13 protein-coding genes and 1 pseudogene are annotated in these 14678 nt (G+C 67.3%); 12 read left to right on the top strand and 2 right to left on the bottom strand.

What is annotated here, in order from left to right:
* The first annotated feature begins 2 nt into the window (after window positions 1–2).
* From priA to hisI, 4 genes are read left to right on the top strand one after another with little or no spacing between them, the layout of a single operon-like run.
* Entirely contained in the window at window positions 3–737 is a 735-nt protein-coding gene (gene priA / locus CDN38_RS01100) for a bifunctional 1-(5-phosphoribosyl)-5-((5-phosphoribosylamino)methylideneamino)imidazole-4-carboxamide isomerase/phosphoribosylanthranilate isomerase PriA (RefSeq protein ID WP_075511332.1), read from the top strand.
* Window positions 738–744: 7 nt separating this feature from the next.
* Window positions 745–1557 (top strand): inositol monophosphatase family protein, encoded by an 813-nt coding sequence (locus tag CDN38_RS01095; protein ID WP_075511333.1) that lies wholly within the window; start codon window positions 745–747, stop codon window positions 1555–1557.
* Between the two features lies 1 nt (window position 1558).
* Window positions 1559–2344, top strand: coding sequence for an imidazole glycerol phosphate synthase subunit HisF (hisF, locus tag CDN38_RS01090; protein WP_075511334.1), 786 nt, complete (start codon window positions 1559–1561; stop codon window positions 2342–2344).
* Window positions 2341–2688: a phosphoribosyl-AMP cyclohydrolase gene (gene hisI, locus CDN38_RS01085; RefSeq protein WP_075511335.1), complete on the top strand. Its 348-nt coding sequence runs from the start codon at window positions 2341–2343 to the stop codon at window positions 2686–2688. The genes hisF and hisI overlap by 4 nt, the downstream gene beginning before the upstream one ends.
* Here the strand turns inward: hisI and CDN38_RS01080 are convergent.
* Window positions 2685–4196 carry a serine/threonine-protein kinase gene (locus tag CDN38_RS01080; RefSeq protein WP_075511336.1) on the bottom strand — a complete coding sequence of 504 codons (1512 nt, stop codon included), beginning with the start codon at window positions 4194–4196 and terminating at the stop codon, window positions 2685–2687. The genes hisI and CDN38_RS01080 overlap by 4 nt on opposite strands.
* 215 nt (window positions 4197–4411) lie before the next feature.
* Here CDN38_RS01080 and CDN38_RS01075 point away from each other — a divergent pair, with 215 nt between their 5' ends.
* The gene (locus tag CDN38_RS01075) at window positions 4412–5494 is read left to right on the top strand and encodes a calcium:cation antiporter (protein ID WP_075511337.1); all 1083 of its coding nucleotides are present in this window, start codon (window positions 4412–4414) and stop codon (window positions 5492–5494) included.
* A 7-nt stretch (window positions 5495–5501) separates the two neighbouring features.
* On the opposite strand, the gene CDN38_RS01070 is transcribed toward CDN38_RS01075, so the two are convergent.
* The gene (locus tag CDN38_RS01070) at window positions 5502–5960 is read right to left on the bottom strand and encodes a peroxiredoxin (protein ID WP_075511338.1); all 459 of its coding nucleotides are present in this window, start codon (window positions 5958–5960) and stop codon (window positions 5502–5504) included.
* Between the two features lie 340 nt (window positions 5961–6300).
* Between CDN38_RS01070 and CDN38_RS30220 the strand changes: the two are divergent.
* The 7 genes and pseudogenes from CDN38_RS30220 to CDN38_RS01030 form a co-directional block, all read left to right on the top strand.
* A pseudogene (locus CDN38_RS30220) lies at window positions 6301–6561 on the top strand (PPE domain-containing protein); the annotation flags it as partial.
* Between the two features lie 908 nt (window positions 6562–7469).
* Window positions 7470–9038 (top strand): anthranilate synthase component I, encoded by a 1569-nt coding sequence (locus CDN38_RS01055; RefSeq protein WP_075511341.1) that lies wholly within the window; start codon window positions 7470–7472, stop codon window positions 9036–9038.
* Window positions 9035–9691 carry a TIGR02234 family membrane protein gene (locus CDN38_RS01050; RefSeq protein ID WP_099318742.1) on the top strand — a complete coding sequence of 219 codons (657 nt, stop codon included), beginning with the start codon at window positions 9035–9037 and terminating at the stop codon, window positions 9689–9691. The genes CDN38_RS01055 and CDN38_RS01050 overlap by 4 nt, the downstream gene beginning before the upstream one ends.
* Before the next feature lie 150 nt (window positions 9692–9841).
* Window positions 9842–10660 (top strand): indole-3-glycerol phosphate synthase TrpC, encoded by an 819-nt coding sequence (trpC, locus tag CDN38_RS01045; RefSeq protein WP_075511343.1) that lies wholly within the window; start codon window positions 9842–9844, stop codon window positions 10658–10660.
* Between the two features lie 35 nt (window positions 10661–10695).
* The gene (gene trpB / locus CDN38_RS01040) at window positions 10696–11982 is read left to right on the top strand and encodes a tryptophan synthase subunit beta (protein ID WP_075511344.1); all 1287 of its coding nucleotides are present in this window, start codon (window positions 10696–10698) and stop codon (window positions 11980–11982) included.
* Window positions 11982–12794 carry a tryptophan synthase subunit alpha gene (gene trpA / locus CDN38_RS01035; RefSeq protein WP_099318741.1) on the top strand — a complete coding sequence of 271 codons (813 nt, stop codon included), beginning with the start codon at window positions 11982–11984 and terminating at the stop codon, window positions 12792–12794. The genes trpB and trpA overlap by 1 nt, the downstream gene beginning before the upstream one ends.
* Entirely contained in the window at window positions 12791–14629 is a 1839-nt protein-coding gene (locus tag CDN38_RS01030) for a prolipoprotein diacylglyceryl transferase (RefSeq protein ID WP_075511346.1), read from the top strand. The genes trpA and CDN38_RS01030 overlap by 4 nt, the downstream gene beginning before the upstream one ends.
* Window positions 14630–14678: the final 49 nt, after the last annotated feature.

Here is a 14678-nt window from a genome sequence, read left to right as displayed (position 1 = left end):
AAATGCCGCTGATTCTGTTGCCCGCCGTCGACGTGGTCGACGGTCGTGCCGTGCGCCTGGTGCAAGGCAAGGCCGGCAGTGAAACCGAGTACGGCTCGGCCCTGGACGCCGCGCTGGGCTGGCAGCGCGACGGCGCCGAGTGGATTCACCTGGTCGACCTCGACGCCGCATTCGGGCGCGGCTCCAACCGCGAACTGCTCGCCGACGTGGTCGGCAAGCTCGACGTTCGGGTCGAGTTGTCCGGCGGTATCCGCGACGACGCTTCGTTGGCCGCTGCGCTGGCGACCGGATGCGCCCGCGTGAACCTGGGCACGGCCGCGCTGGAAAACCCGCAATGGTGCGCCCGGGTGATCGCCGAGCATGGCGACAAGGTCGCCGTTGGGTTGGACGTCCACATCGTCGACGGGCGGCACCGGTTGCGCGGACGCGGCTGGGAGACAGACGGCGGAGACCTCTGGGAAGTACTGGAACGCCTTGATAGGCAAGGGTGTTCGCGGTTCGTCGTCACCGATGTCAGCAAGGACGGCACCCTGCGCGGTCCGAACCTCGTGCTACTGCAGCAGGTCGCCGACCGCACCGAGGCGCCGGTGATCGCCTCGGGCGGGGTATCCAGCCTGGACGATTTGCGGGCCATCGCCACGCTTACCGGCGACGGTGTCGAGGGCGCCATCGTCGGTAAGGCTCTCTACGCCGGGCGGTTCACTTTGCCGCAGGCGTTGGCCGCGGTACGGGAATAGGCCTGCCATGGATCTGGCTGCGCAGCTGAAACCGTTGGTCGAGCAGGCATCGGCGATCCTGGACGCCGCGGTGCCGCGGTTTCTGGACGGGCACCGCGCCGATTCGGCGGTGCGCAAGAAAGGCAACGATTTCGCCACCGAGGTCGACCTGGCGATCGAACGGCAAGTGGTTGACGCGCTGGTTGAGGCTACCGGGATCGGTGTGCACGGCGAGGAATTTGGCGGCACGCCCGTCGATTCGCCGTGGGTGTGGGTACTGGATCCGGTGGACGGCACGTTCAACTACGCCGCCGGGTCGCCGATGGCGGCGATCTTGTTGGGTCTGCTGCACCATGGTGATCCGGTGGCCGGCCTGACCTGGCTGCCGTTCATCGGCGAGCGCTATACCGCGGTCACCGGCGGCCCGTTGCTGAAAAACGGTGTCCCACAGCCGCCACTGGCGCCCGCCAGGCTGGCCGACAGCCTCATCGGCGTCGGCACGTTCAGTGCGGATTCCCGGGGGGAATTCCCCGGGCGTTATCGGCTGGCGGTCCTGGAGAACCTGAGCCGCGTCTCGTCGCGGTTGCGCATGCACGGGTCGACCGGTATCGACCTGGTTTATGTTGCCGACGGAATCCTCGGTGGTGCAATAACTTTCGGCGGTCATGTGTGGGATCATGCGGCGGGCGTGGCGCAGGTTCGGGCCGCCGGCGGCGTCGTCACCAACCTGGCCGGCGAACCCTGGACCCCGGCAGCGCGTTCGGTGCTGGCCGCGGCGCCCGGCGTCTATGACGAGATTCTCGAGATGGTGCGCGGCACCGGGGAACCGGAGGACTACTGACATGTACACGCAGACCGGCCTTGCGGTGCGGGTGATCCCGTGCCTGGACGTGGACGCCGGGCGGGTAGTCAAGGGAGTCAACTTCGAAAATCTGCGCGACGCCGGTGATCCGGTGGAACTCGCCGCCGCCTATGACGCCGAAGGCGCCGACGAGCTGACCTTCCTCGACGTGACCGCGTCGTCGTCGGGCCGGGCCACCATGTTGGAGGTGGTGCGCCACACCGCCGAGCAGGTGTTCATTCCGCTCACCGTCGGCGGCGGGGTGCGTACCGTGGCCGACGTCGACGCGTTGCTGCGCGCGGGGGCCGACAAGGTCTCGGTCAACACCGCCGCGATTGCCCGCCCCGATCTGCTGGGTGATATGGCAAGGCAATTCGGTTCCCAGTGCATCGTCTTGTCGGTCGACGCGCGCACCGTACCGGTTGGCTCGCCGCCGACACCGTCGGGCTGGGAGGTCACCACCCATGGCGGTCGCCGTGGCACTGGCATCGACGCCGTGGAGTGGGCGGCGCGCGGCGCCGACCTGGGCGTGGGGGAGATCCTGCTGAACTCGATGGACGCCGACGGCACCAAAGCCGGATTCGACCTCGCGATGTTGCGGGCGGTTCGGGCCGCGGTCACCGTGCCGGTCATCGCCAGCGGGGGTGCCGGCGCGGTGGAGCACTTTGCCCCCGCGGTCGCCGCCGGAGCCGATGCGGTATTGGCCGCCAGCGTCTTTCATTTCCGGGAATTGACGATCGGGCAGGTGAAGGCCGCCATGGCCGCGGCAGGGATTACCGTGCGATGAGCCTCGACCCCGCGATCGCCGCGCGCCTCAAGCGCAACGCCGACGGCTTGTTCACCGCGGTCGTGCAGGAGCGCGGCAGTGGCGATGTGCTGATGGTCGCCTGGATGGACGACGACGCTTTGGCGCGCACCCTGGAAACCCGTGAGGCTACCTACTATTCGCGGTCCCGCGGCGAACAATGGGTCAAGGGCGCGACCTCGGGGCACACCCAGCGCGTCCATTCCGTGCACCTGGACTGTGACGGGGACGCCGTGCTGTTGACGGTCGACCAGGTCGGCGGAGCCTGCCACACCGGCGATCACACCTGCTTTGACGCGGTCGTGCTGCTGGAACCCGAGAGCTAGCGGGCGGCCACGTCCAGGCCGTTGGCGGCGTCCAGCGCCGCTCGCATCCACTCGCGCCGGAACACCGCCGGCTGGATACGTTCGCGGCGGATGACCTCGACGTCGATGACTCGCCCGGTAGTGACGGCCGCCGGCACCCGGAAGGAGAAGGCCGGCCCGTCGGTGGCAACCGCGAGCATGGCGTCGGTGTCGGCGAAGCCGTTGGCGCGCATGGTGTTTTCGGCCCACCTGGCCGGTTTGAGGCCGCCGAAGTCCTTGACGTAGACGACCCAGAGCCGGATGCCGCGCACGTTGTAGAGCTTCACCAGCGCCCGGTCGACGACGGCGTACTCGGCCGGAGTCAACACGTTCGATTCATCGGTGAGGTAGTTGGACAACCGCAGCGCCGGTGTCGGCGAAGGCGTAGCCCTGCCGCCTGGTGTCGCCGACGCGGACTGGGTGCCGCTGCCCGGCTGGGCGGAGGGGCCGCGGAGCAATCGGACCCCGAGGACCACCGCGACCACTACCAGCACCAGGGCGACCAGGGCCGCAATCAATGTGGCCGGCTTGACCCGGTTACGGCCCGCCTCGGGCGATGCCGCCGGGGAGGTGCTGACCTGCGTCGGTAAGTCCGTCGCCGCCGCGGGACTCGTCACGGTTGCCGGGCCGGCGCCGGGCCGGCCGGCGAGTGCGGCAGCGAAATCCGTGCACGTCGGGTAACGCTCGGCGGGGTCCTTGGCCAGCACTTTGGCAATGACGCCATCGAGGTGGGCCAGTTCGGGACGCCGGGTACTGATCGACGGCGGTGGCGACGACAGGTGCTGGCTGATGACCACCGCCGGATTCGAGTGCTGGAACGGAGCCGAGCCTGCCAGCAGGTGAAACGCGGTGCACCCGAGTGCGTACTGGTCGGCCCGTCCGTCCAGATCTGCACCCCGCAGTTGCTCGGGGGCGCAATATGCGATGGTTCCCATCAGCATGTTCGTCGCGGTCAGCCCGCTGAATTCGCCCAGCCGGCGGGCGATCCCGAAGTCGGCCAGCAGAATCCGCCGTTGGGGCGTGGCTTCGCCCAGCAGAATGTTGGCGGGTTTGACGTCACGATGCAGCAGACCACGCGAATGGGCGTAATCGAGCGCGTCGGCAACGGCCGAGATGATCTTGACGACGTCCCCGTGCGGCATCCCGGAGGGGTACCGGCTGCGCAGCAGTTGGGCGGCATCGGTGCCCTCGACGTAGTCCATCGAGATCCACAGTTGTCCGTGAAATTCGCCGCGATCGTGAATGCCGACGATGTGTTCGTTGTACAAGCTCGCGGCCAGATCGGCCTCGCGGTTGAAGCGCTGACGAAACTCGAGGTCGCCGGTCAGTTCGCGGGGCAGAATCTTGAGGGCATCGCGCCGCGGCAACCGCGGATGCTGCGCCAGGTAAACCTCGCCCATCCCACCCGTGCCGAGCCGGCGCACGATGGTGTATCCGGCGAACAACTCGCCTTCACTGAGGCCGTCACTCTGGCCGTCGCTGGTCGGCATGTGAGCATGCTACTGACGCGGCGCCATGGCCCACCGCGCGCTTGCGGACGACCGCGGTGCTAACACCGCTGCGTCGGGCCCGCAATCCGGCGCTCGGCGACCTCTTTCGGTCCGCCGCGAATACCGTCCCGAAATGACAGGCACCCACTTCGGGTCCCGCCAACCGGCTTAGGGGATGATCGGCCGGCTGAGGGCATCGGCAACAATGGCGGTTGATGGTCAAACGGATGCCCTGGAGCGTGGTGGCGCCGGTGCTTGCGTTCATCGCGCTGGCATTGACGTGGGGCCAGAAAATCGGGCCCGTGACGGGCCTGCTCGTGGCGGTGCTGCTCGCCGGTGCGGTCCTGGCCGCGGTCCATCACGCCGAGGTGGTCGCGCACCGGGTCGGCGAGCCGTTCGGGTCACTGGTGTTGGCCATCGCGGTGACCGTGATCGAGGTGGCTCTCATCGTCACGCTGATGGCTGGCGGGGGACACGAGACGGCCACGCTTGCCCGCGACACCGTGTTCGCCGCGGTCATGATCACGACCAACGGGATCGCCGGGTTGGCGCTGCTGCTTGGTTCCCGCCGCTACGGTGTGACCCTGTTCAACGACCAGGGCAGCGGCTCCGCCCTGGCGATGGTCACCACGTTGGCAACGTTGAGCCTGGTACTGCCGACGTTTACCACCAGCAAACCGGGGCCGCAGTTTTCCCCCAGCCAGCTCGCGTTCGCCGCGGTCGCCTCGTTGGGCTTGTACCTACTTTTCGTGTTCACTCAAACGGTCCGGCATCGAGATTTCTTTTTGCCGGTGGCCCAAAAAGGCGCCGTCGATGACGATCGCCATGCGGACCCTCCGAGTACCCGTGTGGCGCTGCGCAGCCTCGGGCTGCTGCTGGTCGCGCTGGTGACGGTGGTGGGCCTGGCCAAGGTGGAATCGCCGATCATCGAGCGCGGCGTCGCGGCGGTCGGGTTTCCGCCGTCGTTCGTCGGCGTGGTGATCGCCATGTTGGTGCTGCTCCCAGAGACGCTGGCGGCAGCGCGCGCGGCCAGGCAGGGTCGCCTGCAGATCAGCTTGAACCTGGCGTACGGCTCCGCGATGGCCAGCATCGGGCTGACAATCCCGACGATCGCCCTGGCCTCGCTCTGGCTGAGTGGCCCGCTGTTACTTGGTCTCGGTCCGACCCAGTTGGTGCTGCTGATACTGACCGTCGCGGTCAGCATGCTGACGGTGGTGCCGGGCCGGGCCACCCGGCTGGAAGGCGAGGTGCATTTGGTGTTGCTGGCCGCGTATCTCTTTCTTTCGATCGTCCCGTGACGCGGCGTCAAGACCGCGCGCGCAGCGTCTGCAGTGCCTTGTCGGCGTGAGTGTCCATGCTGAATTCGCTGGAGATCACCTCGAGCACCCGGCGGTCGGTGTCGATGACGAAGGTGGTCCGCTTGACCGGAAGCAACTTGCCCAGCAGGCCTCGCTTGACGCCGAATTGGGTGGCGACGGTGCCGTCGGTGTCGGACAGCAGCGGGTAGTCGAAGTGCTGCATGTCGGCGAACTTGGCCTGCTTGTGGACGGGATCGGCGCTGATGCCGACCCGGGTGGCGCCGACGGCGGCGAATTCTGCCGCCAAGTCGCGGAAGTGGCAGGCTTCCTTGGTGCAGCCCGGCGTCATGGCCGCCGGGTAGAAGAACAGCACCACCGGTCCGTCGGATAGCAGCGTACTGAGCTTGCGAGGCGAGCCGGTCTGGTCGGGAAGCTCGAAGTCGACTACGGTGTCACCAGTTTTCATGGCCGTCAGGCTACGCCGACCGGCCGACTCTGCTCGGCGAGGATCTCGACCGGCAGGTGGTCGAAGAGATTTGTCGGCAGGGCCGGCGGTAGCCGGGTGGTCGCGGGGTTCGAGGTGGCGGCGCTGGATCGGCTCGCGGTTTGCGGGCCGACGGGGCGGGAAGCGCGGTCGGAAAACGTTTCCGAAAAGACCTGCACCAGTTTGCTGACTACCAGGATTTGGTGCCGTGATTGTCATGAAGTTCTGGTACCGAACTGCTCGCGTCAACTGGGAGCGCCACGGCCGTCACCGTGGATTTGGGGGGCCAGCCCGGCAGGCCACCTAAGAAGGGACGGCTGTGATGAATTTTTCGGTATTGCCGCCGGAGGTCAATTCGGCGCGGATGTTCGTCGGTGCAGGCCCGGGTCCGATGCTGTCGGCGGCGGCGGCCTGGGATGGGCTGGCCGCCGAGTTGCAGGCCGCGGCAACCTCGTTTTCGTCGGTGACCTCGGAGCTGGCGGGCGCCGCCTGGCAGGGGCCGGCGTCGGCGGCGATGGCAGCCGCGGCCGCACCCTACATGGGGTGGCTGACCGCGGCGGCGGCGCAGGCGGGAGTGGCCGCGATGGCCGGCTATCACGGCTGCGCCTCGGCGGTGGCCGCGCGGCTGACCCCGTTCCAGCGGATGCCGCAAAGCCTGCCCGGCCAGGTCAGTGCGTCCGCCCCGGCGGGTCCGGACATCGCCTTGTCGATGTTCGGGACGACGCTATTCCAGTCGGGCACGGCGCACGCCACCTCCGGTTTCGGGGGTGTCGCGTTTGCCGTCGGCGCCAACAGCAACGCCACCGCCAACACCACCATGCTCACCCCGGGCTGGGGTTCCTTTGCCACTGCAACGGCACGCTGTGTACGGCAACCGTGTTGGGCGACTACAGCAATGCCACCGGGGGCTTCGGCGGGCTCGGCAGCACCGCCTTCGTCACCGGCGACCACTCTGGAGCTTCTGCCGGGTTCAGCAATCGCGACTTCGGCAACCTCGCCGCCGTCTCCGGTAACTACAGCTCGGCTCTCGCCGGGTCCGGCAGCGGCAACTTCGGCCGTGACCTTCGGTAACGACAACACGGTTAGGGCCGGGGGCAACCCGGCTGTCGCCGGCGGCGCCACCAGCAACCTCAACCTTGGCTTCGCGCAGGGGAACAACAGCAGTGTCATGGCCGGGACCCTTACCAATATCTCCAGCAACGCCAACGTCGCCGGCGTCTTCCTCGGCACCGGCTGTTCCGCCCAAGCCGGCTTTGGCAACTTCAACGCGGCCGGGGTCTCGGGCCTGCTCCCCGGCACCAACAACCTCACGGCGAATGCCCTGGGAAGCTTGAAGAGCACCTTCAAGTTCTTGCCGCCGGCATTGGACTTCTTCGGGCCGTAAGGTTCGGTCAGGTCGCGCGGGTCATTCCGGAGTTCTGAGCCGCGTCTCCGGCTTTCCGGTCACCGGGATAGGCCGGTGCTGATCTGCGCATCTGGTTGGATAGGTCGGTGCACGCCAACCTTGCAACCACGACCACGCGGGCTGATTTCCGTGTGCTGGCGGCAGAGCACCGGGTGGTTCCGGTGACTCGCAAGGTCTTGGCCGACAGCGAAACTCCGCTGTCGGCGTACCGCAAACTCGCCGCCAACCGGCCGGGGACGTTCCTGCTCGAGTCGGCCGAGAACGGTCGGTCGTGGTCGCGATGGTCCTTCATCGGCGCCGGAGCGCCGACGGCATTGACGGTGCGCGACGGCGAAGCGGTGTGGCTGGGCACCGTCCCGAAGGATGCCCCGACCGGAGGCGACCCGCTGGCCGCGCTGCAGGCGACCCTTGACCTTTTGGCCACAGCGGCGCCGAGCCAATCCGATCCCGGGTTTCCGCCACTATCGGGCGGCATGGTCGGCTTCTTCGCCTACGACATGGTGCGGCGCCTCGAGCGGTTGCCCGAACTGGCAGTCGACGATCTGCAGCTGCCGGACATGCTGCTGATGCTGGCCACCGATGTGGCCGCGGTCGACCACCACGAGGGCACCATCACGCTGATCGCCAACGCGGTGAATTGGAACGGCACCGATGAGCGGGTCGACTGGGCCTACGACGACGCGGTCGCGCGCCTGGACGTGATGACCGCGGCACTGGGTCAACCACTACCGTCGACGGTCGCCACCTTCAGCAGACCCGAGCCGCGCTACCGCGCGCAGCGCACCGCCGAAGAGTACGGCGCGATCGTCGAATACCTGGTCGAACAAATCGCTGCCGGCGAGGCCTTCCAGGTGGTGCCCTCGCAGCGCTTCGAGATGGACACCGACGTCGACCCCATCGACGTCTACCGAATCCTGCGGGTGACCAACCCGAGCCCCTACATGTATCTGCTTCACATACCGAATAGCGCTGGTGCAATTGACTTTTCGATTGTCGGATCCAGTCCCGAGGCGCTGGTCACCGTCCATGAGGGCCGGGCGACGACCCACCCCATCGCCGGGACGAGATGGCGCGGAAACACCGACGAAGAGGATCAGCTGCTGGAGAAGGAGTTGCTGGCAGACGAGAAAGAACTGGCCGAGCACCTGATGCTGGTCGACTTGGGCCGCAACGACCTGGGCCGGGTCTGTACCCCGGGCACCGTTCGGGTCGAGGATTACAGCCACATCGAACGCTATAGCCACGTCATGCACCTGGTGTCGACGGTGACCGGTCTGCTCGACCACGGTCATACCGCCCTGGACGCGGTGACCGCCTGCTTCCCGGCGGGCACGCTGTCGGGCGCACCGAAGGTGCGGGCCATGGAGTTGATCGAAGAGGTGGAGAAGACCCGCCGTGGTCTGTACGGCGGCGTGGTGGGCTACCTCGACTTCGCCGGCAACGCTGACTTCGCGATCGCCATCCGCACCGCGCTGATGCGGAACGGCACCGCCTACGTCCAGGCCGGTGGCGGCGTGGTGGCCGACTCCAACGGGCCCTACGAATACAACGAGGCGCGCAACAAGGCGCGGGCGGTGCTTAGTGCGATTGCCGCCGCCGAGACGCTGACCAGTCCGGACGTCGCGGAACAGCCCGGTGGAGGAACGCCGCCGTGACCGACTCCTCGTCCGCCCGGCCCCGTCGCCGGACGACTCGACCGATCGCAATCGCTCAAGTGCTTCTGGTGATTGCCGCCGGGGCGCTGTGGGTGGCATCGCGGCTGCCGTGGGTTGTCATTCGCTCGTTCGACGGGCTGGGGCCGCCTCGGCAGGTGACGTTGACCGGTGCGACCTGGTCGACTGCGTTGCTGCCGGTGGCGATGTTGCTGCTGGCTGCGGCGGTGGCGGCACTCGCAGTGCGCGGTTGGCCGCTGCGGGTGCTGGCGGCTCTGCTGGCGGCGGCGAGCTTCGCGGTCGGTTATCTCGGTGTCAGTCTGTGGGTGATTCCCGACGTCGCGGCCCGTGGCGCCGAACTTGCCCATGTCCCGCTGACCGCCCTGGTTGGCAGCGGACGTTACTACTGGGGTGCAGCGGTGGCGGTGGGCGCTGCGGTGTGCACCCTGATGGCCGCCGCGGTGCTGCTGCGCTCGGCGTCGAATGCCGAGTCGGCGCATCCGGGCCCCACAAAGTACGCCGGACCTGCGGCGCGCCAGGCTACGGCGCGCCACGGCGACGACGGACCCATGTCGGAACGAATGATTTGGGATGCCCTTGACCACGGTGTCGACCCGACCGACCGACCGCACGGGTCCGACACCGAGGGTCGGTGACGAAGGGCGCGCCGAGGGTCGCTACCCTTCATGAACGTCATCGCAATCGGCTGCGGGGCGCGGGTCACGGTGGTGACGGTTAGAGACCATTGGAGACCGTTGGGAACCGTTGGGAACCGTTGGGAACCGTTGGGAAGGGAAACAGCAGGCATGAGTCCGGCAACCGTGCTTGACTCCATCCTCGAGGGAGTCCGGGCCGACGTCGCCGCGCGCGAAGCACGTGTCAGCCTGCCGGAGATCAAGGCTGCCGCGGCCGCGGCGCCACCGCCGCTTGACGTGATGGCCGCGCTACGCGCGCCCGGCATCGGGGTGATCGCCGAGGTCAAGCGCGCCAGCCCATCGGCGGGCTCGCTGGCGACCATCGCCGATCCGGCGAAGCTGGCTCGGGCCTATGAAGACGGCGGTGCTCGCATCATCAGTGTGTTGACCGAGGAGCGGCGGTTCCACGGTTCCCTCGATGATCTCGACGCGGTGCGTGCCGCCGTCTCGATTCCGGTGTTGCGCAAAGACTTTGTGGTGCAGCCCTATCAGATTCACGAGGCGCGTGCGCACGGTGCCGACATGCTGTTGCTCATCGTCGCCGCGCTCGACCAGTCGGTGTTGGTGTCGATGCTGGACCGCACCGAATCACTCGGTATGACCGCGCTCGTCGAAGTGCACACCGAGCAGGAAGCCGACCGGGCGTTGAAGGCCGGAGCCAAGGTCATCGGCGTCAACGCCCGCGATCTCACGACCCTGGAGGTCGACCGGGATTGCTTCGCGCGAATCGCTCCCGGGCTACCCAGCAACGTGATCAGGATCGCCGAGTCCGGGGTCCGCGGCACCGGTGACCTGCTGGCGTACGCCGGCGCGGGCGCTGATGCGGTGCTGGTCGGTGAAGGTCTGGTGAAAAGCGGTGACCCGCGTGCGGCGGTTGCCGATCTCGTCACTGCGGGCACCCACCCGTCCTGCCCGAAGCCGGCTCGTTAGTCGTTGATGACCCGCGTGCACCTCGAGCGTCGGTGATGGCAGATCTATCTCGCCCGGACCTGCCGCGTACGAGTGCTGCCATCGCCGAACGGACCAGCCACGATCCTGATTCCGGCGGTCATTTCGGAGGCCCCGGTGGTTATGGTGGCCGCTACGTCCCCGAGGCGCTGATGGCGGTGATCGAGGAGGTCACCGTCGCCTACGAGAAGGAACGCGTCAACCAGGACTTCCTGGACACCCTGGACACGTTGCAAGCCAACTATGCCGGCCGTCCGTCGCCGCTGTACGAAGCAACCCGACTCGGCGAACATGCCGGGTCAGCACGACTGTTCTTGAAGCGAGAAGACCTGAACCACACGGGTTCTCACAAGATCAATAACGTGCTCGGTCAGGCGTTGCTGGCCCGCCGGATGGGTAAGACCCGGGTGATCGCCGAGACGGGCGCCGGCCAGCACGGGGTGGCCACCGCCACCGCATGCGCACTGCTAGGCCTGGAGTGCGTCGTCTACATGGGTGCCGTCGATACCGCGCGCCAGGCACTCAACGTGGCACGGATGCGACTGCTCGGGGCGCAGGTCGTCTCCGTGCAGACCGGCTCCCAGACGCTCAAAGACGCGATCAACGAGGCGTTCCGGGATTGGGTCAGCAATGCCGACAGCACGTACTACTGCTTCGGCACGGCCGCCGGGCCGCATCCCTTCCCCACGATGGTGCGCGATTTTCAGCGAATCATCGGCATGGAGGCACGCGTCCAGATCCAGGACCAGGCAGGCAGGTTGCCGGACGCGGTCGTGGCATGCGTGGGCGGCGGATCCAATGCGATCGGTATCTTTCACGCGTTCCTCGACGATCCGGGGGTGCGATTGGTCGGATACGAGGCGGCCGGTGACGGCGTCGAGACCGGTCGGCACGCGGCAACATTCACCGGAGGTTCGCCCGGTGCCTTTCAGGGCTCGTACTCCTATCTGTTGCAGGACGAAGACGGCCAGACCATCGAATCGCATTCGATCTCAGCAGGTCTGGACTATCCCGGAGTCGGCCCCGAACATGCATGGCTCAAGGAGACCGGACGCGTCAGCTACCAACCGATCACCGACTCCGAGGCGATGGAGGCATTCGGCCTGCTGTGCCGGATGGAAGGGATCATCCCCGCCATCGAATCCGCGCACGCAGTGGCCGGTGCGCTCCAGCTGGGTGTTGAATTAGGAAGGGGCGCAGTCATTGTGGTGAATCTGTCAGGACGCGGCGACAAGGACGTCGAGACAGCCGCCAGATGGTTCGGCCTGCTGACACCCGGCGCGGACGCGGACAGGTTTGTTTGATGATGACTGTCGAACAACGTGAAACTAGCAGGCTGGGGCCACTTTTCGAGTCGTGTCGGGCAGCTGGTCGCGCGGCGCTGATCGGCTATCTGCCCACCGGGTATCCCGACGTGCGCACGTCGGTGGAATCAATGACTGCGCTGGTTGAATCTGGTTGCGACATAGTCGAAGTCGGTGTTCCGTATTCGGACCCGGGTATGGACGGACCCACCATCCAGCGGGCTACCGAGGCGGCATTGCGTGGGGGAGTACGGGTCCGGGATACGTTGGCCGCGGTTGAGGCGATCAGCCGGGCGGGTGGAAATGCCGTGGTGATGACGTACTGGAACCCGGTGCTGCGCTACGGAGTCGACGCATTCGCCCGGGACCTGGCAGCGGCCGGCGGGCAGGGCCTCATCACTCCCGACCTGATTCCCGACGAGGCGCAACCCTGGTTCGCCGCATCCGACGAGCATCGATTGGACCGCATCTTTCTGGTGGCGCCGTCATCGACGCCCGAACGATTGGCAATCACGGTCAAGGCGTCGCGTGGGTTCGTCTATGCGGCGTCGACGATGGGCGTGACCGGGGCGCGCGATGTGGTTTCAAAGGCCGCGCCCGAGCTGGTGGGGAGGGTGAAGGCAGTGTCGGACATACCGGTCGGGGTCGGGTTGGGGGTGCGGTCACGAGAACAAGCCGCGCAGATCGCACGTTACGCCGACGGTGTCATTGTCGGCTCGGCGTTGGTGTCGGCACTGGGCGCGGGCTTGCCGAGGCTGCGCGCGCTGACGGACGAACTTGCCGCCGGGGTCCGCGAAAGGCCGGCCTCATGACCACGACTTGGCTCGCGTACATCCCCAGCCCGTCGCGCGGCGTCTGGCACCTCGGGCCGCTGCCTATCCGTGCCTACGCGCTGTTCATCATCACCGGCATCATCGTGGCCTTACTGATCGGCGACCGACGCTTTGTGGCCCGCGGCGGCGAGCGCGGCGTGATCTACGACATCGCGCTGTGGATGGTGCCTTTCGGCTTGATCGGCGGCAGGCTCTACCACCTGGCCACCGACTGGCGGACATATTTCGGCCACGGTGGCGCCGGGTTTGCCGCGGCGCTGCGAATCTGGGATGGCGGCCTAGGCATCTGGGGGGCGATCGCCCTCGGCGCCGTCGGGGCGTGGATCGCCTGTCGGCGCCGCGGAATTCCGCTGCCGGCTTTCCTGGACGCGGCCGCCCCCGCGGTCGTTTTGGCGCAGGCGATCGGCCGGCTCGGAAATTACTTCAATCAAGAGCTCTACGGTCGCGAGACCACAGTGCCGTGGGGACTGGAGATCTTCTACCGGCGCGATCCCGCCGGATTCGTCGACGTTCATTCCCTTGACGGTGTCTCGACCGGGCAGCTCGCGGTCGTCGTGCACCCCACGTTCCTCTACGAATTGCTGTGGAACGTACTGGTATTCGGGGTGCTGATCTATCTGGATCGGCGTTTCACGATCGGCCATGGGCGACTGTTCGGGCTTTACGTCGCGCTTTATTGCGTCGGGCGATTCGGTGTCGAGCTGATGCGTGACGATACCGCCACACACATCGCCGGAATCCGGATCAATGTGTTCACATCGACTTTCGTGTTCATCGGCGCCGTGGTGTATGTGATCTTGGCGCCGAAGGGCCGCGAGGATCCGGCCACAGTGCGTGGCACCGCCGTGGTCGGCGAGGAAGCGGCCGAGCCTGAGGTAGTGGCCGAGCCTGAGGCAGAGCTCGCGGCTGTGGCTTCGGGCTCGGCGGCTGTCACCGCAGTCGCTGGCGCAGCCGGTGCCGATAACGACGAACCGACTGAGTCGGCGGAAACACAGCGAGCCGACGAACTCGCCGAGCCGCACACCCTGAAGGCCGCGGCCGCGGCGTCCGAGGATGGCGCAACCGAGGCCCAAGAAGCGGAGACCGAGGAGCCGGAAACCGGTGAGGTAGCCGCCGAGGTGGCCCCCGAGGCCGAAGAGGCCGAGGCTGAAGAAGCCGAGACCGAAGTGGCCGAGGCTGAGCCGGCTGAGGCTGAAGAAGCCGAAGAGGCCGAAGAGGCCGAAGAGGCCGACGCCGAGTCGGTAGTCGATGAGGCTGAGGCCGCACAGGCTGAGGGCGAATCGGAGATCGGAGAGCCGGAGCTCGCTGCGGCAGCCGGGACCCAAACCGAGGCGGAAGAGCCCGAAGTCGAAGAGCCTGAAGCAGATTCCGCCACTGAAGAAGCTGAGCCGGCGGAGGCTGAAGCTCCTGAGGCTGAGGTCGGCGAGGCTGAAGCTCCGGAGGTTGAAGCCCCGGATGCTCAGACCCCGGAGGTTGCAGCTCCGGAGGCTGAAGCCGAAAAGGCTGAGTCGCAAGCCGCAGACACCGAAGCCGCAGACACCGAAGCCGCAGACACCGAAGCCGAAGAGGCCGAGGCCCAAGAGTCTGCGGCCCAGGCGCAGGCTTCGGAGCCTGACGCGGAGGACACCACCGCGCCGAAGGCGGCGGAAACGGATGCATCCCGCGGTTCCGGCGGTGCTGACGACCGGGATGATCACCAGGATGGCGACCAGGCACCGCCCGCTCCCAGCTCGCCGACGTCGGACAGCACCGGCTCGACACGGCAGGGCTGGCGGGCTCGGTTGCGGAACCGGCGACAACGGTCGGGACGGTAGCCGCCGGCGCGGTCCGGCACCAGCGGTTCGGGCGCCGGCCCACTGAATC

This window comes from Mycobacterium ostraviense (assembly GCF_002705925.1).
Classification (GTDB): Bacteria; Actinomycetota; Actinomycetes; order Mycobacteriales; family Mycobacteriaceae; genus Mycobacterium; species Mycobacterium ostraviense.
The sequence above is the reverse complement of the archived record's forward strand: the minus strand, read 5'-3'. Positions and strand labels throughout refer to the sequence as shown.